At 44.4% G+C, this 26,097-nt stretch carries 24 protein-coding genes and 3 pseudogenes; 24 read left to right on the top strand and 3 right to left on the bottom strand.

Going from position 1 to position 26,097, the window contains the following annotated elements; translation table 11 throughout:
* Positions 1-428: 428 nt before the first annotated feature.
* The 5 genes from DWW13_RS08835 (at position 429) to DWW13_RS08815 (ending at position 4,133) form a co-directional block, all read left to right on the top strand.
* A complete protein-coding gene (locus tag DWW13_RS08835; protein ID WP_147398320.1) occupies positions 429-1,385 on the top strand; it encodes a hypothetical protein in 957 nt (318 codons plus the stop codon).
* A gap of 172 nt (positions 1,386-1,557) precedes the next feature.
* The gene (locus DWW13_RS08830) at positions 1,558-2,328 is read left to right on the top strand and encodes a hypothetical protein (RefSeq protein ID WP_118719878.1); all 771 of its coding nucleotides are present in this window, start codon (positions 1,558-1,560) and stop codon (positions 2,326-2,328) included.
* Positions 2,321-3,175 (top strand): hypothetical protein, encoded by an 855-nt coding sequence (locus tag DWW13_RS08825; protein ID WP_118719876.1) that lies wholly within the window; start codon positions 2,321-2,323, stop codon positions 3,173-3,175. Before DWW13_RS08830 ends, DWW13_RS08825 begins: the two co-directional genes overlap by 8 nt.
* Before the next feature lie 4 nt (positions 3,176-3,179).
* Positions 3,180-3,824 carry an ABC transporter ATP-binding protein gene (locus DWW13_RS08820; RefSeq protein WP_118719874.1) on the top strand — a complete coding sequence of 215 codons (645 nt, stop codon included), beginning with the start codon at positions 3,180-3,182 and terminating at the stop codon, positions 3,822-3,824.
* A 3-nt stretch (positions 3,825-3,827) separates the two neighbouring features.
* On the top strand, positions 3,828-4,133 hold the full coding sequence (locus DWW13_RS08815) for a cupin domain-containing protein (protein WP_118699739.1): 306 nt from the start codon (positions 3,828-3,830) through the stop codon (positions 4,131-4,133).
* Between the two features lie 47 nt (positions 4,134-4,180).
* Here the strand turns inward: DWW13_RS08815 and DWW13_RS08810 are convergent, their stop codons facing one another.
* On the bottom strand, positions 4,181-4,528 hold the full coding sequence (locus tag DWW13_RS08810; RefSeq protein WP_118699740.1) for a DUF2116 family Zn-ribbon domain-containing protein: 348 nt from the start codon (positions 4,526-4,528) through the stop codon (positions 4,181-4,183).
* 11 nt (positions 4,529-4,539) lie between these two features.
* Complete coding sequence (locus DWW13_RS08805) at positions 4,540-6,126, bottom strand: AAA family ATPase (RefSeq protein WP_118601300.1); 1,587 nt, start codon at positions 6,124-6,126, stop codon at positions 4,540-4,542.
* 158 nt (positions 6,127-6,284) lie between these two features.
* Here DWW13_RS08805 and DWW13_RS20145 point away from each other — a divergent pair.
* The 8 genes and pseudogenes from DWW13_RS20145 to DWW13_RS19350 all read left to right on the top strand — a co-directional run.
* Positions 6,285-6,599: pseudogene (locus DWW13_RS20145) on the top strand (DUF6783 domain-containing protein); the annotation flags it as partial.
* Positions 6,600-6,641: 42 nt separating this feature from the next.
* A complete protein-coding gene (locus DWW13_RS20140) occupies positions 6,642-6,917 on the top strand; it encodes an IS4 family transposase (RefSeq protein WP_330422999.1) in 276 nt (91 codons plus the stop codon).
* 374 nt (positions 6,918-7,291) lie between these two features.
* Positions 7,292-8,044 (top strand): class I SAM-dependent methyltransferase, encoded by a 753-nt coding sequence (locus tag DWW13_RS08795; protein WP_118601299.1) that lies wholly within the window; start codon positions 7,292-7,294, stop codon positions 8,042-8,044.
* A gap of 9 nt (positions 8,045-8,053) precedes the next feature.
* A complete protein-coding gene (gene nikB / locus DWW13_RS08790; RefSeq protein ID WP_118699741.1) occupies positions 8,054-8,995 on the top strand; it encodes a nickel ABC transporter permease in 942 nt (313 codons plus the stop codon).
* Complete coding sequence (locus DWW13_RS08785) at positions 8,992-9,813, top strand: ABC transporter permease (protein ID WP_118601297.1); 822 nt, start codon at positions 8,992-8,994, stop codon at positions 9,811-9,813. The genes nikB and DWW13_RS08785 overlap by 4 nt, the downstream gene beginning before the upstream one ends.
* 102 nt (positions 9,814-9,915) lie before the next feature.
* Entirely contained in the window at positions 9,916-11,565 is a 1,650-nt protein-coding gene (locus DWW13_RS08780; RefSeq protein WP_118601296.1) for an ABC transporter substrate-binding protein, read from the top strand.
* Positions 11,566-11,626: 61 nt separating this feature from the next.
* Positions 11,627-12,496, top strand: coding sequence for an ABC transporter ATP-binding protein (locus DWW13_RS08775; protein ID WP_118699742.1), 870 nt, complete (start codon positions 11,627-11,629; stop codon positions 12,494-12,496).
* On the top strand, positions 12,486-13,223 hold the full coding sequence (locus tag DWW13_RS19350) for an ABC transporter ATP-binding protein (protein WP_118699743.1): 738 nt from the start codon (positions 12,486-12,488) through the stop codon (positions 13,221-13,223). The genes DWW13_RS08775 and DWW13_RS19350 overlap by 11 nt, the downstream gene beginning before the upstream one ends.
* A 104-nt stretch (positions 13,224-13,327) precedes the next feature.
* Here DWW13_RS19350 and DWW13_RS20135 read toward each other — a convergent pair.
* Positions 13,328-13,555: pseudogene (locus tag DWW13_RS20135) on the bottom strand (FCD domain-containing protein); the annotation flags it as partial.
* Between the two features lie 308 nt (positions 13,556-13,863).
* On the opposite strand from DWW13_RS20135, the gene DWW13_RS08760 reads away from it, so the two are divergent.
* The 11 genes and pseudogenes from DWW13_RS08760 (at position 13,864) to DWW13_RS08715 (ending at position 26,090) form a co-directional block, all read left to right on the top strand.
* Positions 13,864-14,130: a TetR/AcrR family transcriptional regulator gene (locus DWW13_RS08760; RefSeq protein ID WP_118699745.1), complete on the top strand. Its 267-nt coding sequence runs from the start codon at positions 13,864-13,866 to the stop codon at positions 14,128-14,130.
* A gap of 116 nt (positions 14,131-14,246) precedes the next feature.
* Complete coding sequence (locus tag DWW13_RS08755) at positions 14,247-15,500, top strand: ATP-binding protein (RefSeq protein ID WP_118719872.1); 1,254 nt, start codon at positions 14,247-14,249, stop codon at positions 15,498-15,500.
* A gap of 198 nt (positions 15,501-15,698) precedes the next feature.
* Positions 15,699-16,385 (top strand): annotated as a pseudogene (locus DWW13_RS08750) (ABC transporter ATP-binding protein); the annotation flags it as partial.
* Between the two features lie 243 nt (positions 16,386-16,628).
* Entirely contained in the window at positions 16,629-18,032 is a 1,404-nt protein-coding gene (locus DWW13_RS08745) for an ATP-binding protein (protein WP_118719870.1), read from the top strand.
* Between the two features lie 36 nt (positions 18,033-18,068).
* Positions 18,069-18,368, top strand: a complete 300-nt coding sequence (locus DWW13_RS08740; RefSeq protein ID WP_118719868.1) for a cupin domain-containing protein — start codon at positions 18,069-18,071, stop codon at positions 18,366-18,368.
* A gap of 181 nt (positions 18,369-18,549) precedes the next feature.
* Positions 18,550-18,849, top strand: a complete 300-nt coding sequence (locus DWW13_RS19340) for a hypothetical protein (RefSeq protein ID WP_243026078.1) — start codon at positions 18,550-18,552, stop codon at positions 18,847-18,849.
* 43 nt (positions 18,850-18,892) lie between these two features.
* Positions 18,893-19,492 carry a helix-turn-helix domain-containing protein gene (locus DWW13_RS08735; RefSeq protein WP_226906344.1) on the top strand — a complete coding sequence of 200 codons (600 nt, stop codon included), beginning with the start codon at positions 18,893-18,895 and terminating at the stop codon, positions 19,490-19,492.
* A 203-nt stretch (positions 19,493-19,695) separates the two neighbouring features.
* Positions 19,696-21,072 (top strand): ABC transporter substrate-binding protein, encoded by a 1,377-nt coding sequence (locus tag DWW13_RS08730; protein ID WP_118697302.1) that lies wholly within the window; start codon positions 19,696-19,698, stop codon positions 21,070-21,072.
* Positions 21,073-21,284: 212 nt separating this feature from the next.
* Positions 21,285-22,148: a carbohydrate ABC transporter permease gene (locus tag DWW13_RS08725; RefSeq protein ID WP_243026076.1), complete on the top strand. Its 864-nt coding sequence runs from the start codon at positions 21,285-21,287 to the stop codon at positions 22,146-22,148.
* Positions 22,148-22,954 (top strand): carbohydrate ABC transporter permease, encoded by an 807-nt coding sequence (locus DWW13_RS08720; protein ID WP_243026074.1) that lies wholly within the window; start codon positions 22,148-22,150, stop codon positions 22,952-22,954. Before DWW13_RS08725 ends, DWW13_RS08720 begins: the two co-directional genes overlap by 1 nt.
* A gap of 97 nt (positions 22,955-23,051) precedes the next feature.
* Positions 23,052-26,090 (top strand): glycoside hydrolase family 2 TIM barrel-domain containing protein, encoded by a 3,039-nt coding sequence (locus DWW13_RS08715; RefSeq protein WP_118719866.1) that lies wholly within the window; start codon positions 23,052-23,054, stop codon positions 26,088-26,090.
* The last annotated feature ends 7 nt before the right edge of the window (positions 26,091-26,097 follow it).

Here is a 26,097-nt window from a genome sequence, read left to right as displayed (position 1 = left end):
TGTTTGTATGAAGGAAGCAAAAAGAATGCGGATTTCAAAGAACAAAGTCTTATATTTTTTGCTATCTGTACCGATTATCCCAGATAGAGCATGATATCCCAGATCCGTTGACGATGGAGAAAATTTTCGTTATGCTTCGAGTAACAGAAGAGAAAGAACGAAATTTTGAAAAGAGGGGATATATGGGAAAGAAAGTGTTGGGAGTTCTGACGATATTGTTGATTCTTACGGGTTGTCAGAATATGGGGAATGAGGCAGAAAATTTGCAGCAGGTAGAAAAACAGGAAAATGGAGAAGAACGGAATAGTTCTATCAGCAATGATGAAACGGAAACAAATGTGACACATGAAAAGGATCAGGAATTAAGCAATGGTGAGCACATCCGTTTTCAGCTTGGCAGCCAGGCAAAAATTGATGCGGTTGTTGACATGCCGGACAAAAAATGGAACGAGTTTGAAAAATGTGTGATAGAAGTGGATGGATTTCAAGGAGAAAGTGTGTTCAATAAAATACTTGGGAAAATTCCGGAAAGTGGATTGGAAACAAGAAAAGGAGACATGGGAGAGCCGGATGTTTGTTATTCGTATGAGGGAACACTTGGTGAACAATTAAAAAATCAAAATGGAACGGTGTCTGTCAGTAATATATTAGGAGTGGAAACGGAAGAAGGGAAAAAAGTTTATTATAATTTACCTGTTGAATATATTACATCAGCCTATGGTGAAGGGATTTTGGTCAGAGACAATGAGCAGGAAATTTCATTGGAAGACGAAGAAAAGCTGATAGAGGAAGGAAAAGAGTTTGTTAGATGGATTGGAGACTGGGAAAAAGTTGAATTGACCAGTAAATACAGTTTTTCGTATAAACAGATGGAAAAACAGCAGGAATTAATGGAACAGGCAATCGAGAATGGAGAATTGCTAAAGCCTCAGAAGATTCAGAAATATGAGTGGTCAAAAGCAGATGATTGCTTCCTGTTGTTTTTTCAGGGATATCTGAATGGGGTTCCTGTATTATGCAATGAAATTAACCGGCAGGATGATCTTTATATTCCGTCATCTAAAATACAGGCTGTTATAACGGAGGGCGGAATTCAATATCTTCAAGCAGTTAATCACTATGCTATTCGGGAAAAGGAACCGGTATCTCTTGCGGAAAAAGATATTATTTTGGAAACGCTGAGAAATAAGTATGATTTGGCAATTGCCGAGCCGATTACGCTGGATCAGATGAAACTGATTTATTACCCAATGACAACGGGAAGAAATGAAACGGGGCATTGGATGTGTGATATGATTCCTGCGTGGCAGTTTCGATTTATAGAAGATGAGATCGAACAGTATGTTTACATCAATGCACTAGATGGACGGGAAATTGCGGGGTGAGTTTGTCTGAGCTTTATGATTTACTCAAAGAATAAATTACTTTTGTGAAAGATGTGGCTCCGGGCTAAGCGGGGTCACATCTTTTATAGAGGCGAAGAGAAGTTTCAAGGGATGGAATATATCAACCGATAAAACCATCTCGAAAATCAAAACAGAAAGAAGGTGATCTTTCATGAATTTTTTTCGAATGATAAAAATGGATTTTAAAAGAATGTTTTTATCAGGAAAATTTTATTTTGCCATCGCAGGTGCGATACTGGTTACTGTGTTGAACATCAGTCAGGAAGCAATGCAGAGCCGGTGGAATGTATCGGTATATTACCTGGTTGTCAGCAGCCATGGTGTGGGTGCATTTTTTGAAGTGTTTTCTGTGCTGGCTGTGCTGCCGTTTGCGCTGAGCTATTGGGAAGACAGCAGAAATGGCTATCTTAGATGCATTGAGACACGCATAGGGAGAACAGCATATTGCTGGTCGCATCTGGTGGTTGCCTTTTTCGGCTCTGTGATCAGCATTTTTCTGGGAATGGCAGTTGTTTATGGCGTTTTGGCATTAAAAATACCGTGGATAAAAAAAGAAGAGCTTGAAACATTAACAGGCGGTTTAAGCTATGAAAATGGACTCGTTCTGCCGTTTTACCTTGCCGCAAGATTTGGAGTTGAGGCTGTCAAATATGCATTTATGGCAGTTTTTGCGCTTATGATATCGGGGAAAATAAAAAATCTGTTCGTGCTGGTCAGCACACCGGCTCTTTTTTATTATGCAAGCCAGCTTGTAGCAGAAGCGCTGCAGCTGCCGGGCCAGATGAGGTGGTACCAGCTCCATGGGGGAAGTATACGGAATTTTAAAGACTTTTTTGTGATAGCTGGTTATTTCCTTATTCTTACAGGGATGGAAGGTGTAATTTTCGTACAAGTGGTAAAGAGGAGGGCGCAGAATGGATAGAATACGGATGAGCCTTCGGGTATGTCAGATACGTTTGCGGAAAACATTCACAACACCACGGTTTTATGTTGCGCTGTTGTGGATTGCGATCCTTTTTCATGTAATGACGGCGGGTATTCGAGGCTTCTGCGAGCAGACCGGAGTTGATGTGACTTTTTGGATGCTGCCGTTTATGACCAGATATAATGGAGACCAGATTATCATCGTTCTTGGGGCTCTGCTGCTTTTCTGTGATGCTCCGTTTCTGGAACCGAACAGCGGGTGGCAGATTCTGCGGGCCGGGCGAAAAAGCTGGTTTTGGGGAAACATGCTATACATTGTGGTTGTTTCCTTTTTTTACACCATATGCTTAAGTATGATTCCGGTACTGCTTGTGTTTCCGAATGTAGGGTGGGAAACCGGATGGGGGAAGGTGATCAGTACGCTGGCTCAGACGAATGCGGCATATACCTTTGACCAGGAACCGTTGGATTATCTGATCCTTTCGCGATTTTCGCCGCAGGAGGCAATGGGGCTCACAATGCTTGCAATCTGGTGCCTGTCGGTTATGACAGGCGTTGTGAGTTATGCCGGAAATTTTCTGGTACACAGGGGATTTGGAATCGTCATCAACTGCGGCATCGCACTCACCGCGCTTCTGCTCAGCAAATTTTCCAGCATCACAATCGGCTATTACTGCGCGCCGCCGCTTTGGATGAATATTGCAAGCTACAAGTGGCAGGGGTATGGAAACGGGCCGTCGATAGCATATGTTTACAGTGTCTTTGCAATTGTCATCGGCGCATGCACGATCCTTTCGTATCTCGGGATCCGGAAAAAGGATCTGAACTTTGTGGAGGAAATCTGAAAGAATGGAAGAAAAGATAAGAATAGAAAACGTGACAAAAAAGTTTGGCAGCTACGCGGCGCTGGACGGGATCAGCCTGAGCTTTGAAAAAGGAAAAATTCACGGAATGATCGGAAGAAACGGAAGTGGGAAGACGGTACTGTTTAAGTGCATCTGCGGATTTCTCCGGGTGGATGATGGCGCGGTTTTTGTGGATGGAAAGCAGATCGGGAAAGAGATCGAAGCGCCGGAGAGTATTGGCGCCATCATCGAGACGCCGGGCTTTCTTCCGGGATACAGCGCCAGACAGAATCTGCAGTTTCTCGCCGGTATCCGCAGGAAGATCGGAAAAAAGGAGATCGATGAGGCTATCCGAAAAGTCGGACTGGATCCGGAAGCGAAAAAGCATGTCGGCAAGTATTCGCTCGGCATGCGCCAGCGTCTCGGCATTGCACAGGCGATTATGGAAGAACCTTCTCTCCTGATCCTGGACGAACCGATGAACGGTCTCGACAACCAGGGCGTGCAGGAGATGCGGCAGCTGTTTTTGAAGTTAAAAGAGGAAGGAAAAACGATTCTTCTGGCCAGCCACAACCGGGAAGACATCGCGGCACTGTGCGATACGACGGTGGAGATTGACAGAGGAAAGATTACGAAAACGAGGACGTGAACAATGGCAGACAGACACACAACAGAAAAATTGCTGGAAGGCGAACGCCTTTCCGGAAAGGTGACACTCTTTGCAAAAGTAACGATTTTACCGGGCGATGAGCTCCCGTACCATGAGCATCACGGCGAGACGGAAGTGTATCACATTCTGTCCGGGGAGGGAATATATCAGGATAATAACAAAACATATCCGGTGCAGGCGGGCATGACGACGTTCTGCGAGGACGGCAGCGGCCATGCCGTTTCCTGTAGCGGAAAAGAACCGCTGGTATTTCTGGCAATGATCCAAAAGAAAGCGGAATTGCTGTAAAAATAAGCTGCCGCACGTTAATGCGGCAGCTTCTGCATCTCTGTTCATCAGTGAATAGTCCCCACCCATATTCCAACTGCTATCAGGAATATACCTGCTACGCGGCCCACTAATTTTGCCTTTTGATATCCCAAAAAAGCGGTTGTTTCCGGCGTGGTAAACGGAAAGAAAACAACATCAATTCCTATTACTATGCTTCCCATCCCTATCAGGAAGCTGCTGTTTGATATAATTCCATAAAACATCACCAGGAATCCTAAAATAATACCGGAAATAAAATATTTAACTTTAGGTCCATCTTTTTCCATTACTTTTTTATAGCGGCTTTCGCATGCATCACTGCAAAATCCAACACTTCCGTTTATTTTTTTGCCACAGTAACTACATCTTTTCATACAGATTCCTCCTATTTTTCATAGCTCTCAATTCCACACTCATGTTTTTTACTTTTCTTGTCGTAATTGATTCCCACTAGCAGAACTTCTCCCGTATACTGTCGCAAAGACTCCGGATATTTTTTATCCGCGATCTGATTCAACGCTGTCTGTGCACTCTTATTCCATTTCAATTCCACAACCATCGCCGGGTACTGCTGTATATATTCCGGTTTCGGTAAAAACACGAAATCTGCAAATCCTCTTCCTGTCGGCATTTCACGGACAGGTTTGAAATAATACTGCATAGCACTTAAATATGCGATCGAAATCACACTGCTCAATGAATTTTCATCGTGATACTGAATTACAGATGTATAGGCCATGTGAATTTCTTCTATCTTTTCAGCAACGCTTTCCGCATCTCCATCCAGTGTCGCATCCAGCAGTGCATCCGATTCTCTCTGAAACGAAATCCATTCATTCCATTTTTTTCTTTTTACCGCCTTCGTCAGTTCCAGCCGTATTTCTTCATTTGGCACAAACGCTGTTTCCTGCTGCTGATCATATCCCAGATACCCCAGATGGATGAGGTATGTGAGCACATCATCCTTATCGGAAAAGTTTATCATATCATTCTGAAACGTTGAAGTATCTACCTTCACAGATCCGCCTGCCAGCAGTTCAATCATTGCCGTTTTCAGACCATCAAAATTCATGTTAATCATCGGTACAATTGATTCATACGTGCCCGTTTCTGACCAGTAGCTCTGATATTTATTCCAGGTCATAACCTCTACAACTGCTTTTGGATTATAAACCTGATACTCTTCCAGCAGATATCCGTCATACCAGCGCTTTACTTTTTCAAAATCGCTGTTGTATGTCCGACAGAGCGCCTGCACTTCTTCTTCTGTAAAACCAGTGTATTTTGCAAAAACTTTCGCATCCAGCATTGTAAATTCTGAAAAATTGTTCAGTGCAGACTGTGTCCTTATTTTTTTGATCGGCAGGATTCCAGTCAGATATGCAAGATGAATATATTTCGAAGGTTCCGTTCCCTTAAAAAGCCCTCGCAAAAAGTTGATATATTCATCCTGTATTTTCTGATTTGCCGCCTCATCTCGAATCAGTACATCCCACTCGTCCAGAATCAGAATAAACTTTTTTCCTGTTTTTGCACTGATCTGTGACAACGCATCCGGAAGCGACGATGTTCCCTCCGATAATTCTTTTTCATATGTTTCACGCAGCTCTTCAATCACATTTTTGTTAATAAAAGTGATTACCTGATCTGCACCTCCGGCCGGCTCAATACACCACTGAATGTCAATATGAATCACGTCGTACTGATTCAGATGCTTTCGAAAATCCGCTGTTTTTCCGACCTCAAGTTTTTCGAAAATTTCTTCCGTATCCAGACTTCTGCTGTAATACGCAGTGAGCATATCCGCCGTGATTGATTTTCCAAATCTTCTGGGTCGGCTGTTGCAGATAAACTTTGATGTTGTGTCTATCACACTGTTGGTGTATTCCAGTAATCCTGTTTTATCGATATATATTTTGGAGTTTAACACATCCTGAAACGCATTGACCTTCGAATTAAAGAATCGTCCCACAACATTCCTCCCTTTTTGATCTCACGATCTATCGTCATTTTATCACCCACCTACGAAAATAGCAAGACCGGCAAAAACCAGGAACACGATTCATTGCTATTTCCTCAGCACCTGAACACTTGCTGTTCAGGTGCGCAAGAACGTGATTCAAGCGTGAACATGCTGTGTTGCAAGCACCACTTTGCGGTGCATTTTGCCCTCATTCAGTTGCCGTAGCACGCTACGCTACCTTCATTCGGACAAAATCTCCCACAAACGGGACTCGCAGCCTGCGAAAAGCCTTTTTCAGACACGCTCTGGCGTTATGTATTACCGCCTATTGTCACATGTCACGGCTGACAACGGTAACGGTAAAGAGCGAAAAAGAAATAAAAAAGCTGGTACAGTGTTATGCACACAGATGGAAGATAGAACGGTTTCATTTTATATTAAAGAGTGGATGCAAAATAGAAAAGAACCAGGCAAGGGAATATGGGAGATTAAGCTTTCTGACGTTATTATATTCTGTCATTGCAATGCAGATATTAAATCTGACTTATCTTGGGAAAATATGTCCGGAAATTTCAAGTGGGATCGTATTTGCTGAAGAGGAATGGAAAGTATTATGTTGTTGCGCAAGAAAAAGCAAGGAAATTCCTGAAGCGTATTCACTTAAAGAAGCAATTTATGATCTGGGAGTTCTTGGAGGGACGAAAGGTGCTCCGAGCGATGGTATGCCCGGAGTACGTTCTATCTGGCAAGGACTGGATGTACTATATTCATTGCTTGCTTATCGAAATTATCTTGTATAAATATGGGTCAAGTTAAGGCTTTAGCTATGGGGATATAAGACGTGTCCATCGAATTTACGCAAGTAATTGAGATGGGCAAAATAGTGGTTGTATTAAAAAAAAATTTGAAAAAACGCGAAAAATATCCCCCAGAGGGGCTTATTTTAGCGTTTTTTTTATGTTATTATGCTTACGTCAAAAATTTTTGATCCTGTAACGTCAGAAAGTTCCGCACTTTTTGACGCGCAGGATGCGGGAACAGCTGTAAATCGCCGCCATTCCTCCGCTTCGGGGCGTTTTCCTCTGCTTCCTGCAAATCAATTCCAAAATCCTTTTGCAGCAGACCTGCAAGAGGATTTTGACTTTAATTACAGATAGAAAAGAACAGACAGACTATGAAAATGTTAAAAGAAGTAGAAGAATATTGGACACGCCGGGCAGAGAGCTATTCGGATGTTGTCTGTCATGAACTGAATCACAGCAATGAAAAGAGCTGGATGGATGTCATATTGAAAGAAATTCCAGAGGATAAAAAGATAAAAATAGCCGATATGGGAACTGGTCCTGGATTTTTCGCCATTAGCCTGGCAAAAAGAGGGTATGATGTGACCGCGGTAGATTATACGCAGGAAATGCTGAACCATGCTATGCAGAATGCGGGAACGTATGCTTCCAGGATCACATGGATGAGAGGAGATGTGCAGAATCTAGAAAACATACAGGACGGAAGTTTTGATGTAATTGTAACAAGAAATCTCACCTGGAATCTGGAAGAACCGCAGAAGGCATATCAGGAATGGTGCCGTGTTCTGAAAAAAGGAGGCATTCTTTTAAATTTTGATGCAGGATGGTATAACTATCTTTTTGATGACAAACAGAAGAATGCATTCGAAGAGGATCACAGAAATGTAGAGGATGCAGAAGTTTTTGATTTCAATGCATATGATGAAGCGTATAAGATGGAAGAAATCGCCAGAAATCTGATTCTGAGCAGATGCGCGCGTCCGACAGAAGATCTGAGGATGATTCGTCGGGCTGGTTTTTGCGAAGCAACGGCAGACAGGGAGGTCTGGAAAAAAGTCTGGGATGATGTAGAAAAAATTAATTTTGCATCGACCCCGCTTTTTATGCTCCGCGCGGTAAAGTAGAGGAATAGCATGATAAAAAAATGGTTAACAGTGATCGGAAAAACAATACTTCTGCTGATCGGAATTACGTTCCTTTCTTTTTTACTGGTTTATCATTCGCCGGGAGATCCGGCAATGGTGGCACTGAAAAAATCCGGTATGCGTGTTTCGGAAGAGGCACTGGAATTAAAACGGGAAGAGCTTGGCCTGAATGATCCCTTTGCCGTGCAGTATGGAAGATGGCTGAATGAATTCTTCCACGGAGATCTGGGAGAATCCTATAAAACAGGAAAAGCCGTGGCCGGCGAGTTAAAGAAAACGATTCCGGCGACTCTGCTTCTGACAGTGGCAGCGCTCGCGCTTACGATTCTGATTTCCTTTCCGATCGGAGTACTGTGTGCGAAGTATAAGGACAGAGGGTTTGACAATATGATTCGTTTCGTCACTTATTTTCTGTCCTCCCTTCCATCCTTTTTCCTGGCGCTGCTGATGATGTATGTACTGTCCATGAAACTGCAGCTTCTGCCGGTCATAGGATCGGTAAGTGGAAAAGGAATTATTATGCCGGCTCTTGTCCTGGCGCTGACACTGTCTGCCTGGTATATCCGCCAGATTCGCGGCATTGTGCTTCAGGAGCTGGAACAGGAGTATGTCGATGGTTTAAAGTCAAGAGGAGCTTCGGAGAACCGGATTCTCTTTTTCCACGTGCTGAAAAATTGTATGCTTCCGATTGTTACGTTGCTTGGCATGTCATTTGGAACTCTGCTTGGCGGTTCTGCCATCGTGGAAACTATTTTTTCCTGGCCGGGAGTCGGAAGACTTGCTGTGACATCCATCAGCGCGCGGGATTATCCGGTGATTCAGGCTTATGTTGTCTGGATGGCAATGATTTACCTGCTGATAAATGCTGCAGTAGAGTTTTTGTGTCAGATTCTGGATCCAAGAGTCAGAAGGGAAAAGAGTGCACGATGAAAAAAATGGATGGAAAATTTAAAATCAGTCTGTTGTTTCTCGCAGTTATCTTAATCATCCCGGTAATCGGTCCGCATCTGATCCGCCACGATCCGTATGCGGTGAATGTAAGAAATGCATTCTTATCGCCGTGCAAAGAATATTTGTTTGGAACGGACAATCTGGGGCGGTGCGTGTTCTGCCGTATTCTGGCGGGAAGCAGGACATCGATTTATACAGCACTTCTGATTGTCGGAATCGTATTTCTGGTGGGAACACTGGTTGGAATTCTGGCCGGATTTGCAGGCGGGGTTCTGGATGAGATTCTGATGAAAATCACGCTGGTTTTCCAGGCTTTTCCTGCTTTTGTACTGTCGATTGCGATTGCGGGAATTTTAGGTGTCGGCCTGTGGAACGGCGTGCTTGCCTTAAGCGCCGTGTACTGGACAACGTATGCACGGCTTTCCCGGAGTCTTGTGGTTTCCATGAAACAGGAAAATTATATATATGCCGCAAGAATGAACGGTGTACCGCTTTATCGCATGATAACAGCCTATATTCTGCCCAATATGATGGGAAGCCTTATTGTAACAGCGGCTATGGATATTGGAAGTGTAATCCTCAGTATGGCAGGACTTTCGTTTCTGGGACTCGGTGCTGCGCGTCCTACCGCAGAGTGGGGAGCCGTTATGAGCGAGGCGAGAGATTATCTGCAGAAAGCACCATGGATTATCGTTTTTAATGGTCTGGCCCTGTTTCTGGTTGTGACAGTTTTTCAGCTGTTCGGAGACCGACTGAGCGAGTTTGTACATAAGAAAGAAGCAAGAACAGAAAATTAAATTCAAGATGAAACCACCTGCAACGCGAAAAGGCGGACAGATGATTCCATAAAAAAGATCGTCTGAAAGACGGGAAAAACCAAAAAAGAGGAGAAAAATCAAATGAAAAAAGAGATTGTAAGTGTCATGATGGCAGCCTGCCTGTTCGCATCTCTTGCAACGGGATGCGGCACGGCAAATGAGAGTGAAACATCTTCCAAATCAGGTTCGGAAGCAGCAAGTGTGACTTCAGCATCCGAGGAAGCAGCAGGCGCAGTTTCAAAGTCCGGGGAAACGACTACAGATGGAGAAAGAGCAGATCTCGTTCTTGGAGCTACTACCGGTTTCTTTGGTGCAGAAAGTCTGGACGTTGCGTATAACTGGGATGGCTGGATCATGTCCATCTATGGAATCAGCGAAAATCTGTACCGTCTGGATGAAAATATTGAGCCGCAGCCATGGATCGCAGAATCGGTAGAGACACCGGATGAAAATACTTGGGTTTTCACCATTCGTGATGGCGTAACGTTCTCAAACGGAAAAACGGTAGATGCAAAAGCAGTAAAAGCATGCTTTGAGCGTACCTATGAGAAAAATGAGAGAGCAGATTCGACCTTAAAAATCAAATCCATGGAAGCAGACGGCATGAAATTTACAATTGTAACGCCGGAACCAAATCCAACACTGTTAAATGATCTGTGTGATCCGCTTCTCGGTATTTATGATGCAACAGAAGAACCGGATGAGGAGCTTGGTGTTTCCTGCACAGGACCTTACGTTGCAACTTCGTTTACCGCTATGACGGATGTCAAAATGCGTGCCAACGAAAATTACTGGGGCGGCGCTCCGAAGGCAGACACCGTAGAGCTGAAAATTATCGACGATCAGGATGCGCTGGATATGGCACTTGCTAACGGAGAGATTGACCTGATCGCACAGGAAACAGCAAACGGAGCATCAAAGTTCACAGATACTTCGAAATATACAACCGATACCGTGACGACAACAAGAGCAAACTTTTTAAGCTTCAATCTGAAAACAGAAGGACTGGACGATCTGGCAGTACGTCAGGCAATCAATTACTGTATTGACCGTGAAGGCTATGCAGATGTTGTTTATCAGGGATTTGCAACTCCGTGCTATGGAATTTATCCGGACAACCTGGCATTTGGCGGTACAGACGGATTAAATCTGACCGTCGATTCCTACGATGCGGATAAAGCAAAAGAAATTCTTGCAGATGCAGGATACCAGGATACCGATGGAGATGGTATCCTCGACAAAGACGGCGTGAATCTTTCGTTCAAAGTGCTGACTTACAGCTACAATGACAACTGCATCCAGCTTGCTGATATGCTTCAGGCAGAACTGTCCCAGATTGGAATTGAGCTTTCCATTGAGACACAGGATGTGCTGGATGATCCTCTTGCATCGGGTGATTTCGATCTTGCTATTTTAAACTATGCCATGGCGCCGATTGGAACTCCGTCGTACTTTATCAATATGTTGTTTACGACGGGAGCCAGCAACAATTATGGTGGATATTCCAACGAAAAAGTAGACGCGCTGGCAGCGGAAATTGGTACCACATCGGATAACGACAAAGTGGTTTCTCTTACCAGAGAACTGGAGCAGCAGGTACTGGATGATATGCCATTTGCATTTGTGGCAGATCAGCAGCTGATCTTTGTATACTCCAACAAAGTAAAAGGAGTACAGATCAATCCGACGGAATATTATCTGGTAACCAATACTCTGTCTGTGGAAGAATAAATAAAGAAACACAGGAAACAAAAGCCGGAACAACGGCGAAAGACGAAACGGATCGCAAAAGATGAAAAAAAACAGGATAGAAGAGAATAAGACAGACAAACATCTGGCAGAGAAAAATCAAATAGAGAAAAATCTGATTGTGGATCGTTTAACGGTAACATATGGAGAAAAGCTGGCAGTTGACGGTGTCAGCTTTTCTCTTTCTCCCGGGAAAATTTACGTTATTGTCGGCGAGAGTGGTTCTGGAAAATCGACTCTGCTTCGTACAATCGGAGGACTCCTGACAAAAGAGGGAAAAATTGTTTCCGGAGATATCTGGATGGGAGAACAGAATCTGATACAGCTTTCAGAGAAGGAATGGTGTGAAGTCCATGGAAACAAAATGGGTTATATTTTTCAGAACCCGGAACAGTCATTAAGCCCGCTTGCCAAAATCGGGAAACAGTTTGTGGAATGCCAAAATATGCATGCAAAAACAGCGGGGAAAAAAAGCAAAAAAGAGATTTTAGAGGATGCGGAAGAGCTTTTAAAAGAGCTTCGATTTGAAAACCCGCAGCGCGTTTTAAAATCATATCCATTTGAATTAAGCGGAGGAATGTGTCAGCGTGTTGCAATTGCGCTTGCGATTATGAATCAGCCGTCCCTTTTACTGGCAGATGAACCGACCAGTGCGCTGGATGTCGCCTCACAGGATATGACGATCGAGACGCTGCTCGCACTGCGGAAAAAGACAGATCTTTCGATTCTGCTGGTGACACATAATATGGAAGTTGCAAGAAGACTTGCCGATGAAATCGGCGTTATGTATCAGGGCCGGATCATAGAATCGGGTTTGCCGGAAGAAATATGGAACGACCCAAAAGAGGATTATACGAAAAAACTGATTGCGGCAATTCCGCAGCCGGTGAAACTTGTACTCGATGAGGGATAGAGAAAGGTACGGAAATGGTATGGAAGCACTGCTTCGGGTGGAACATTTAAAAAAACAGTTTCACAGAAATTCAGATGGAACTTATGTATTAAAAGACATCAGTTTTGAAATGATGCCGGGAGAGTGTCTGGGGCTGATTGGAAACAGCGGAAGCGGTAAAAGTACAATCGTAAAGATCCTGACAGGCATTACGACGGCAACGAAAGGATGCATTTACCTGGAAGGAAAACAGATTTCCGGAAAAAGGACGCAAAAAGAAATTGGAAAAAAAGTGCAGATGATTTTTCAGAATCCGAAATCTTCCCTGAATCCGAAGATGACGATTGGGCAGAATCTGGATGACGCATTGCTTTATTACAGAAAAATTCCGAAAACAGAAAGAAAAAGGCAGTGTGAAGAGATTTTGGAACGTGTGCACCTTCCGGTGAGCTATCTCGCCAAATATCCATCGCAGATCAGCGGAGGGGAATGCCAGAGAGTCTGTATTGCCAGAGCACTGCTGCGGCATCCGGCGCTGTTGATTTGCGATGAAGCAACAAGCGCGCTGGATGTTTCGGTGCAGAAGGAAATCGTGGATCTTCTGAAAGAGATTCAACAAGAAGAGCATATGGCCATGCTTTTTATTTCCCATGATCTGGCGCTGGTAGCAAATGTCTGCGACCGGATTCTGATGCTTTCTGATGGAGAAATAAAGAAAATAAAGTGTGTGCCGGATGAAGCGCAATAAGCTGCAGCAGGGCCGGAGTATTTCAGCAGGAGGGCATGAGAGTCGTTTAGATGAGTTTTCATCATCTGGACGGCTTTTTCTGTTTCACCGTTCTGGTAAGCAGCGAAAATTGCTTCATGTTCGGCATCAATGCTCGTCTGGATGGCGGTTTCCTGGCTGTACTGGTTGGAAAAAATGGAAATGCCGCTTTTGAGGCGTTTGGCAGACTCGGTGAGTCGGGAATTGTTGCAATAGCGGTAGAAGACCAGGTGAAAATCATCGGAGCAGTCGTTCCAGGTTTTTATGTCCCCGCATTTTGCGGCTTCGCGCCCTTTGGCAAAAATAGAGGTCACTTCGGCTTTCAGCTTTTCTCCGCATTTGATCTTCTGCGTTAAAATATCGTCTCGCAGAATCTGATAAGTTTGTTCAGATAAGGTTGATTTATTTCATCCCATAAAAACTCTTGTTTTTGCTAAAGTCTGATTAAGATAGAAATTTCATTGTGTGTTTATTCTAACATGGAGCAGGAATCCATTCAAGATGGAAACAGAAAGCGTATTTGAAAAACCGACCTTGACAATTACCGTATTTGACAACAAAAAGAAAACGATTTATATTTATAACAGCGTTATATAACACTGTTATAAGAAGGAAGGTTAACTTGACAAAACCAATCGAAGGCGTTTCAGAGCGAATTTTATCCTGTGCAAAGGAGGGGTTTCTGGAAAAAGGATATGCGGATGCATCGCTTCGCACAATTGCGGCAAAAGCAGAGACAACCACGGGTTCTATTTATTCCCGGTTCCGGGACAAGGAAGGACTGTTTGGCGCTCTGGTGGAACCGGCAGCAGGAGGCAGAACGCTGGAAATTTTAAACGAATCAGATTGCGAATATTTTTTGAATGGAAATAAGCAAACAAACAATTGATTCGCGAGTTTATTGATTGAAAACACGCAAAAAAGCAATCGCAAAAAAATACGATTGCTTTTTTGCGCGTTTTGCGTATAATAAAAGCATGAAAAAGTGGAAAGGATGTGAACAGAATGCGAGAAACACGGACCATGGAATTTAAAGAAACGATTACCAATACATTTCTGAAAACAGTAAGTGCTTTTTCGAATTATGACGGTGGAGTTATTCTGTTTGGAGTCGATGACGAGGGAAACAGTAAAGGTTTATCGGATGTAAAACAGTCATGCCTGGATATAGAAAATAAAATTAATGACAGTATTTCTCCACAGCCAGATTATAAACTGGAAACACAAAATAATGATAAAATTATCAAACTTACCGTACAAAGCGGTGCGCAGAAGCCGTATTTATATAGGTCAAAAGCATATAAACGAAATGATACCGCGACGATAGAAGTAGATACACAGGAATTTTCCAGGCTTGTTCTGGAAGGAAAAAATATCCGATTTGAAGAACTGCCATGCAAAGACCAGAATCTGACCTTTCAGATTTTACAGCGAAAGCTGAAAGAACATATTCAGATCGAAACCTTTAGCCAGGACACGCTGAAAACCTTGAATCTATACGACAATGCCAATGGATACAATAATGCCGCTGGTCTTTTGGCAGATCAGAACCACTTTCCGGGAATCAACATGGTCAGATTCGGCGAAAACATCAGTATTATCCAGAAAAGAGTAACATTTGAAAACAGATCGATTTTAGAGGTGTATGAGAAAGCGATTGAAATTTTCAGAGATTACTATCAATATGAGGAAATTAAAGGTGCGGACAGAAAAAAAATAGAAAAAATACCAGAAGCTGCATTTCGAGAGGCGATCGCCAATGGTTTGATTCACAGGATCTGGGATGTGGAATCGCAAATCAGAGTTCTGATGTTTGAGGATCGAATCGAAGTAGTTTCTCCGGGAGGTCTGCCGGCAGGTATTACAAAAGATGAATATTTGTCCGGAAAACTTTCTGTTTTAAGAAATAGAAATCTGGCAAATGTTTTTTACCGGTTGGGATTTGTTGAGATCTTTGGAACGGGAATTATGAGAATCAGACAACTTTACGAAAAAAGCTTAAGAAAACCGGAGTTTGAAGTGTCAGAAAATGCGATTCAGATTGTACTTCCGGTCTGGGAAAGCAATCTGGATTTGACAGAAGATGAGAAAATGATATACGGGATATTAAGCAAAAACAGGTTGAAATCTATGGGGGAAATTGCACCATATGTTTCATTTGGAAGATCAAAAACGACAAAGCTTTTGAAAGAGATGGAGGAAAAAGGGATCATAACTGTGGAAGGTAAGGGACGCAGCACGAAGTATAGTATAAAATAAAACTTGCGTATTTATAAAAAAAGTAGAAACACCGGCATTTTTCTTGGCAGAGAAACTTGCCGGTGTTATTATTTAACACTAGTAAATAGATAACGATATTAAATATTTGCGGAAGAAGAAGGGAAAAAGAGTGACAGAGAGTTTTGAAGAACTGTTTCGTGCATTGCATCAGTTTAAAAAGCTGAATGTGGTGTCCATGCTGCCGGACGAATTGACGAAGTCATTCAGACCAAGTCCTCGATTGAAGCTGCAGAAAATCCGGGAAAAGTGGAAGTCAAAAACGGTGTGGTTCGTTTCGAACATGTCAACTTCCGATATCCGGGTGCCGAGGAAGATGTGCTTCATGACATCGACTTTGTGGCAGAATCTGGAAAGACAACCGCGATCATCGGAAGTACCGGCTGTAGAAAATCTACACTGGTCAACCTGATTCCGCGTCTTTACGATGTAACGGGCGGATCCATCACACTGGATGGAAAAGATATCCGCAGGATCACAATGAAAGATCTGCGGGATGAAATCGGTTTTGTACCGCAGAAAGGTGTTCTGTTCTCCGGAACGATCGCATCCAACCTCCGTTTTGGAAAAGATGATGCGTCAGATGAAGAGATTGCAAAAGCAGCGGAAATTGCGCAGGCAACTGAGTTCATCGAAGCAAAAGATGACAAATACGAAACGCCGATCGCCCAGGGCGGAAGCAACGTCTCCGGCGGTCAGAAACAGCGTCTGGCGATTGCGCGTGCCATTCTGGCCGACAACAAGATTCTGATCCTTGTTATGAAAGACGGCGATATCATCGAGCAGGGAAATCACGAAGAGCTGCTCGCGGCAAATGGATTCTATGCAAATCTGTATAACTCGCAGTTTGAGGATGTTGTGGCATAGCAGATCCGTAAAAATTGAAAAATAGAAAGAGCCCGTTTGGAATATCCGATTGGCATATCCGGACGGGCTCTTTTGATGCGCGATAAACTAAAAAAGGAAAATGTGAAGAAATGGTGTAAAGTCGCTCAGAAAATGTGAATAAGATAGAAAAATTCCCTCTGATTTTGTGAAAAAAGTTGTTTTCCTTTGCGGTTAAGAATATAATAAAAGCATCAGAATAAGCAGAGGAGGTGCGCGAAAGAGATGCTTTATTTAAAACGAAAAATCGATTTTTTTCTGAGTGCATGGAAAAGCAATCCGGACCGGAAACCGTTGATTGTAAAAGGACCGCGGCAGGTGGGAAAAACCGAATCCATCCGGCGGTTTGGAGAGCAAAACTATAAAAGTGTGATCAGTATTAATTTTGTAGAAGAACCAAAGTATAAAATGATTACAACGGATGGATACAAAGCGGAAGGTATTATCAAAAATATTTCCAGGATTGATCCGTCAAAACGTTTTATAGAAGGCGAGACCCTGCTCTTTTTTGACGAGCTGCAGGAATTTCCGGAGATTGCAACTGCACTGAAATTCTTTAAAATCGATGGCAGATTCGACGTGATCTGCAGTGGCTCTATGATTGGGATCAATTACCGGAAAATTGAAAGCAACAGTGTTGGCTATAAATCCGATTATGAAATGTTTTCTCTGGATTTTGAAGAATTTTTGTGGGCGAAAGGATATGATGACAGCACGGTAGAGGATATGCTGGAACATATGCGGACGCTGAAGCCGTTTAATGAAGTAGAGATGGCGGTGTACAGTGAACTCTTTTTAGACTACTGTATTCTGGGCGGAATGCCGGCTGTTGTGCGGGAATTTGTCGAAAAGGGAACATTTGAGGGCTCACTGGAAGTACAGAGACAGCTGATTGCAGACTATAAAGAGGACATTCGCAAATATGCGGAAGGAATGGATCAGACCAGAATTTTAAATGTATTCAACCATATTCCGGTGCAGCTTGCCAAGGATAACAAAAAGTTTCAGATTTCAAAAGTGGCATCAGGAGCGAGATTCCGTGATTACCGCGGCTGTATCGAATGGCTGCATGATGCGGGAATGGTCAATGTATGCTATTGTATGAATTTTCCGGAATTACCATTGCAGGGAAATTATGATGAAACGAAATACAAGCTTTACTTCGCAGACAGTGGTTTGCTGGTAGCCATGCTTGATGAAGAAGCCCAGGTGGATTTAAGAAGCAATAAAAATCTTGGTGTATACAAAGGTGTGCTTTATGAGAATGTTGTCGGAGAAGCATTGGTAAAATCAGGTTACCGGCTGTATTATTATAAACGGGACGATTCTTCACTGGAGCAGGATTTTTTTGTCCGGACAGCAAATGCGCTGATTCCGGTCGAGGTTAAAGCACAGAATGGAATGGCAAAATCCATACGAACTTTAATCAGCGGGAAAAAGTATGCGGACATCCACTGCGGAATTAAATTTACAGGCAGTAACATGGGATACGGAGAGCAGATTTATACGTTTCCGTATTTTTGTGCTTTTTTGCTGAAAAGATATCTGGCAGGGGTGGATGAGAAAGCGTTCTTAGAAGGGGCTTACAGCAAGGATTCTCACATCTCTGCAGGTGATGAGATGAATTAAGTGAATGGAAATACAAAATGAAGCGAGGAAAAAATTATGGCAGACAAACACACAACAGAAAAACTCCTGGAGGGCGACCGCCTTTCGGGAAAAGTAACCTTATTTGCAAAAGTGACGATTTTGCCGGGGGATGAGCTTTCCTATCATGAGCATCACGGTGAGACAGAAGTATATCACATTTTATCAGGAGAGGGTCTGTACCAGGACAACGACAAGACGTATCCGGTGGAGGCAGAAATGACGACCTTCTGCGAGGACGGAAACGGGCATGCGATTTCCTGCAAAGGAGACGAGCCGCTGGTATTTCTGGCGATGATTCAGAAAAAAGAAGCATGATAAAAAATTCTGTCAGAGGAAAGGAAACTGTCGAAAGAGATTTTGAAAGAGAAGCTTTTTCGGCAGTTTTTTTGTTTCCATGCATACGAAGGGAACAGATGAGTGGCAGGTTCTGCAGGTTTGCTTGTAGGAAAAAACAGTACATGGTATGATGGAGTTACTATTTCGAGGGGGTGGCTGTATGAGCAGAAAGAAAAAGATGAAAATGGAGTACCGCTTTTATGAAGTGCCGGAAAAATGTCCGGTGCTGGCACTTCTGGGAGAAAAATGGGTGCAGAATTACGGTTACCAGATTGATTACCTGCATTTTCATAATATGATGGAGATCGGCGTCTGCTATTACGGTGAGGGGACAATTGTCCTGGAAGATAAAGAAATTCCGTACGACGGGGGGGGCATTTACGGTAGTACCAAAGAACTTTCCACATACGACAAACTCAAAGGAAAACAGTCTGTGCTCCTGGGCATGGCTGTTTATTGATGTGGAAGGCTTTATCACAAAACTGTATAAGGATAATTCGCGTATGGCACAGAAGCTGATTTCCCGCATCAACCAGAGGGCTCATTACTCGAAAAATGAGGACAGACCTGAGGTGGCGGAGCTGATCAAACTGATTATTAAATGCATGGATGAAAAAGAGGAATTTTATCTGGAAGAAGTAAAGGGGCTGACGCGGGCGCTTCTGATGCAGATTGCGAGATGGAATGAAAAAGATGAGACGCAGGAAAAGAATGCCATTCTGGATGATGCCAGCATTGCCCTGATTCTTCCTGCGCTCAATTATATCGGGGAAAATTTCCACGAGAGCATCCGGATTGAAGAACTTGCGGATGTGTGCCACATCAGTGAGACACATCTGCGCCGTATTTTTCAGGAATCCATGCGGATGCCGCCGGTGGAATATATCAACTGGGTTCGGATCCGGGCAGCGTGCAAAGAGCTGAGAAAGACAAATGCCTCCGTAAGTGACATTGCACTGCACTGCGGATTCACAACAATATCCACTTTTAATCGTAATTTTCGAAAGATTCTCGGCGTTTCGCCCCAGCAATGGCGGAGGGCACCGGAACATTACGAGCAGAATTTGTTGAAATTTGACATAAAAACACAGGAAGGATGGTGAAACAAAGTGAAAATATCTATAAATAGTTGAAAACGCATAGGATAGAGTCGAATATGCGCACAACCGACGAAAGAATGTTGTTATAATTTGTACATGTTGAGGGGATAAAAGCCTAAAAAATGTACAAAACAACCAAAAGACTTTTAGGCGATATATGTGAAAAAGTCAGGTTGTAAAATAACATCTTAAGGAGGATGTGCAATATGAGAAGAAAAATTGTATCAATCGTAATGGCATCAGCAATGGTACTTGGACTGGCTGCATGCGGATCCAGCGGAGGAACTACAACAAGCTCCAGCAACGGCGGAAACGATGCATCAGCAGCAGATGACACCACTGCAAAATCAGAGAGCAGTGACGTAGTAGAAGGTGGTTCAGATGATGACAACACCTTAACCGTATGGACCTGGGACCCGAACTTCAACGTTTATGCGATCCAGAAAGCAGCTGAGATTTACGCACAGGATCACGAAGGCTTTAAAGTAGAAGTCAGCGAAGTACAGTCCGATGACATTGAAACCCGCCTGACCACAGCAGTTTCTGCAGGAGACTTAAGTACTCTGCCGGATATCTTCCTGATGCAGGACAACTCCTTCCAGAAATATGCAACCAACTACCCGGACATTTTCACAGATCTGACCGATTCCGGTATCGACTTTGGTGAATTCTCATCCGCAAAAGTTGCTTACTCTACACTGGATGGAAAGAACTACGGAATTCCGTTTGACAATGGCGCTGTGATCGAGTGCCTGCGTACCGATATGCTGGAAGAGGCAGGCTTTACCGTAGATGATTTCACAGACATTACCTGGAATGACTTTATGGAAAAAGCAAAAGTTGTCAAAGAGAAAACAGGCCAGCCAATCCTGACATCTCAGGCCGGATCTCCGGACCTTGTTATGGAAATGCTGCAGTCCTGCGGCGAGTCTCTGTTTAATGAGGATGGATCCGTAAATATCGTAGACAACAAAGCATTAAAACCAATCCTTGAGATCTACAGCCAGATGGTAAAAGACGGTACTCTGGTAGAAGTTACCGACTGGGATCAGTACATTGCATCCATCAACAACGGAACCACAGCAGGCGTTATCAACGGATGCTGGATCATGGCTTCCATCACAGCAAACGACGATCAGTCCGGTAAATGGGCGCTCACCAATATGCCAAAACTGGACGGCATCGACGGAGCAACCAACTACTCCAACAACGGTGGTTCTTCCTGGGCAATTTCTTCCAACTGCAAGAAAACCGATCTTGCCATTGACTTTATGAAATCTACCTTCGCAGGCAGCACAGCTCTTTACGATGACATCATCGCAAAAGGCGCTCTGGCAACCTGGGCACCGGCAGGAGAGTCCGAAGCATATGCACAGCCAGTTGCATTCTTCAGTGATGACCCGGTTTATGCAAAAATCGTTGATTTCGCAACCAAGACTCCATCCAACATCACTGGAGCATTCTACTACGATGCACGCGATGCTGTCGGAACCGCACTTTCCAATATCATCCAGACAGGAGCAGATATGGACAGCGAACTCCAGACTGCACAGGAAACCGTAGAGTTCAACATGGGTAACTAAGATTTCTCATATTGTAAAAAAGTAGGAAGATAAGAAACGGGTCTGCTTCTAGACAGACAGAAGCAGGCCCGTTCTGTATCTGCACCGGGGTGGGCTTGAAAAATGATTTCTGCAGGAGAACATGCAGTGTTGTCTGCAAAAAGATTTTTTCAAGCGTACCTCGCAGCGAAAAAAGAAAGGAAGATTCCATGAGCAGCCAGAAGAAAAAAGGAATGAACTTGGAAAGAAAACAGAATCTTACCGGATGGGTTTTTCTGCTTCCGGCAACGATTCTGATCGCATGGATGAGCTTTTATCCGATGATTCAGGCATTTATCCTGTCTTTGCAGACCGGTATGGGCATTAACCTGAAATTCAACGGATTTGCAAACTATGCGCGTATTTTAAAAGACCCGACTTTTAAACAGACCTTAAGCAACACCTTCCTCTACCTGATTATTCAGGTGCCGATCATGCTGATTCTCGGTCTGATGTTTGCATCGATGCTGAACAACAAAGATCTGCGTTTCAAGGGACTGTTCCGTACCTGCATTTTCCTGCCGTGCGCAACATCGCTGGTCTCTTACGCAATGATTTTCCGTTCCCTGTTTGCAAACGATGGTTTTATCAACACTGTTCTGCGCGGACTTGGCATGCATCCGATCATGTGGTTCTCCAATGCCTGGACAGCCCGTGCCGTTATCATCATCGCATTGGTCTGGAGATGGACGGGATACAATATGGTATTCTACCTTTCCGGTATGCAGAACATTGAATATTCGATCTACGAAGCAGCAAAAATTGACGGCGCAAGCCCGCTGCAGACCTTCTTCAAGATCACCGTTCCGCTGTTAAAGCCGATGATCCTGCTGACCACGATTACCTCTACCAATGGTACGCTGCAGCTGTTCGATGAGTCCCTGAACCTGACAAATGGAGGTCCTGGAAAATCAACCATGACCATGTCTCATTACATTTACAACATGTCCTTTGTACAGAGTCCAAACTTCGGCTATGCGGCAGCAATGTCGATCCTGATCCTGATTATGGTTGCCATTCTGGCACTGCTTCAGATGAAAGTAGGTGACGAGCGATAATGGGAAAAACAAAGAAATTCTTCATGTATCTGGTTTTAACGGTAGCATCCCTCCTTTCTGTATTTCCGCTGTACTATATGTTCTGCGCGTCTACGAACAGAAGTATTGATGTTATTGCCGGAAAACTGATTCCGGGTACTTATCTGATGGAAAACTTCAAGTCACTGATTGCGCAGCAGAACCTGCGTCTTGCACTGTGGAACTCGTTCCGGAATGCAACGGTACTGACGATCCTTTGTCTTCTGGTCTGCTCAATCGCAGGTTATGGATTTGAAATTTATCATGACAAAGCGAAAGATGCGGTATTTACCGTGCTTCTGACTGCGATGATGATCCCGTTCGCAGCAATCATGATCCCGATGTTCCGTATGTTTTCACAGTTAAAAATGGTCAACACGATGGCAGCATTTATGCTTCCTTCGATTTCCACTCCGTTTATGATTATGATGTTCCGTCAGGCTTCCCGTTCTTTCCCGCACGATATCATCGAAGCGGCAAGACTGGATGGTTTAAGCGAGACAGGAATTTTCTTCCGCATGTATATGCCGACCATGAAATCGACCTATGCGGCAGCAACGATCATCACCTTCATGAATGCATGGAACAACTATCTGTGGCCAAAGGTTATTTTACAGAACAATGATTCCATTACCATGCCGATGCTGGTAGCGAACCTGCTCGGTGGCTACACTGTAGATTATGGCGTGCTGATGCTCGGCGTATTCATCTGTACGATCCCGACAGCAATCATTTTCTTCTGCTTCCAGAAGAGCTTCACAGAAGGTATCACAGGTGCTGTAAAATAAGAAAAAGAATCGAACAGAAAAGGTGGATATTTGGATGAATATCCACCTTTTTTCAAAAGATCAAAGAAAATAAAATTCCAGAAGGAGGAAAATAAAAATGGGTGTATTTCAGTATGAAAAAGTGAAGGACCCGACGTATTATGGAGAGAACCGGGTACCGGCGCATTCCGATCACAGGTATTATGGATCGGTGGAAGAAATGGAGCAGCATGTGGAAAACTTCCGTCACAGTCTGAACGGACTGTGGAAATTCCACTACGCAAAGAACTACGAGAGCACGATTCCGGGATTTGAGACACCGGAGTATGACTGCACAAAATGGGATGATATCCGCGTGCCGGCGCATATCCAGATGGAGGGATACGACGCACCGCAGTATGCCAATGTGCAGTATCCGTGGGAAGGAAGAGAAGAAATCCAGCCGGGCGAGATTCCGGAGCGGTTCAATCCGACGGCTTCCTATGTGAAATATTTTGAAGTGCCGGATCAGATGAAAGGAAAACGGCTTTTTGTTTCCTTCCAGGGAGCAGAGAGCGGTATTGCCGTATGGCTGAACGGAACGTTCCTTGGCTACAGCGAGGATACGTTTACTCCGTCCGAGTTTGAACTGACCCCGTATCTGAAAGAGGGCGAAAATAAACTGGCTGCGCAGGTTTTCAAATGGACGAGCGGAAGCTGGTGCGAGGATCAGGATTTCTTCCGTTTCTCCGGTATTTACCGTGATGTGTATCTGTACACGATTCCGGAGGTTCACGTTTCGGATCTGAAAGTACAGACGCTGCTGGATGATACGTTTACGAAGGCAGATCTGGTCATTGATACGAAAACGATCGGAAAAGGAAAAGTAAAAATTACCCTGTCAAAAGACGGAACGGCACTGCAGAGCACCGAAGGTGTGCTGGATGGGGAAACACAGTTTGTTCTGAAAGTCGATCACCCGGAACTGTGGTCCGCAGAGACACCGGTGCTGTATGATCTTCTGCTGGAAGTCACCGCAGAGGATGGAACGGTGCAGGAACTGATTCCGCAGAGAGTCGGATTCCGCCGCTTTGAGATGAAAGACCACATCATGATGCTGAATGGAAAACGCATTGTTTTTAAAGGCGTCAACCGCCACGAGTTCAGCTCCGTATCCGGCCGTGTTGTTTCGAGAGAAGAGCTGATCAAAGACCTGACAACGATGAAACAGAACAACATCAATGCAATCCGTACCTGCCATTACCCGGATGCGGTCGGCATTTATGATCTGTGCGATGAATACGGTCTTTACATGATCGCGGAGTGCAACATGGAGTCCCATGGAACGAGAGATACGGATGCGGTACGAAACGGAGATTTCTCCGGTGTTGTACCATGCGACCGCCCGGAGTGGATGGACTGCATGCTGGACCGTGTCAACTCGATGTATCAGAGAGACAAAAACCATCCGGCGATTCTGATCTGGTCCTGCGGAAATGAATCGTTCGGCGGAAAGGTTATTTTTGAAATGTCTCAGTTATACCGGAAGATGGATCCGAACCGCCTTGTCCATTATGAGGGAGTGAACGATGACCGCAGATACAACGACACCAGCGATATGGAAAGCCGGATGTACACCACGGTCAACGAGATCCGGGAATTTTTAGCGAAAGACCGCAGAAAACCGTACGTCTGCTGTGAGTATGCCCATGCCATGGGAAATTCCTGCGGCGCGATGAAGAAATATATGGATCTGACCGAGGAAGAGCCAATGTTCCAGGGCGGCTTTATCTGGGACTATATCGATCAGTCGATTTATAAAAAAGACCGCTACGGAAAAGAGTTCCAGGCGTACGGCGGTGATTTTGACGACCATCCGTGTGATTATAACTTCAGTGGAAATGGTATCGTATACGGCGGCGAGCGCGACGCGTCTCCGAAGATGCAGGAAGTAAAATTCTGCTATCAGAATATTTCCATTGACGTGCAGAAAGACAAGGCGGTTGTAAAAAATAAAAACCTGTTTGTGAATACCGATACATTTGCATGCGTAGTACTTCTCGAAAAAGAAGGAAAGAAACTGAAAGAAGTGCCGATGGAAGTTTCGGTGGAGCCGCTTTCGGAAAAAACGGTGGAGCTGCCGATCGCGGTACAGACACTTCCGGGAGAGTATGCGGTGACCGTTTCCTTCCGCCTGAAAGAAGATACCGTATGGGGCAAGCGCGGCCATGAAGTTGCATTTGGACAGGGCGTTTATGAAGTGGAAGCACCGGCGAAAGCAGAAAAACCGGCGAAATTTGAAGTGATCCGTTCCAACCATGATTTTGGTGTGCGCGGCGAGAATTTCGATGTGATGTTCTCCGATCTGAACGGCGGACTCGTATCGTACCGTTACGGCGGCGTTGAGATGATCAAAATGATTCCGAAACCGAACTTCTGGCGTGCGCCGATCGACAATGACTGCGGAAGCCTGATGCCGATGCGTTACAGCCAGTGGAAGATTGCTTCGATGTATCTGTCCCACAAATATCCGAACGGCAGCCATTATCCGGGACTGTATGCACCGGAAATCGAAGTACACGAGGACTGCGCAGAAGTCAGCTACCGCTATGTAATGCCGACCACACCGGCGAGTGAGTGCCGTCTGACCTACCGTGTCTTCGGCGATGGAAGCATTCAGACGACGCTGACGTATGATCCGGTGAAAGAGCTCGGCGATATGCCGGAATTCGGCGTGATGTTCAAGCTGGATGCCGATTACGACCACGTTACCTGGTATGGCATGGGACCGGAGGAGACGTATGTGGACCGCTGCGCCGGAGCAAAGCTTGGCGTTTATAAGAATAAAGTCGAAGACAATATGGCGAAATATCTCGTTCCGCAGGAGTGCGGCAACAAGGTTGGTGTACGCTGGGCAACCGTGACGAACCGCAAGGGCCGTGGTATGATGTTCAGCGGCGACAAGATGGAATTTTCCGCACTGCCGTACACACCGCACGAGCTGGAAAATGCGATGCATCCGTATGAACTGCCGCAGGTACATTACACCGTTGTGCGCGTGGCAAAACAGCAGATGGGTGTCGGAGGAGACGACAGCTGGGGTGCACAGACCCATCCGGAATACCTGATTCCGGTTGACCAGAAACTGGAATTTACCTTTACATTCCGAGGCATTTGAGAATAAA

Source organism: Blautia sp. AF14-40 (genome assembly GCF_003479665.1).
Taxonomy (GTDB): Bacteria; Bacillota; Clostridia; order Lachnospirales; family Lachnospiraceae; genus Fusicatenibacter; species Fusicatenibacter saccharivorans.
This window is presented reverse-complemented; position numbering and strand designations above follow the sequence as displayed.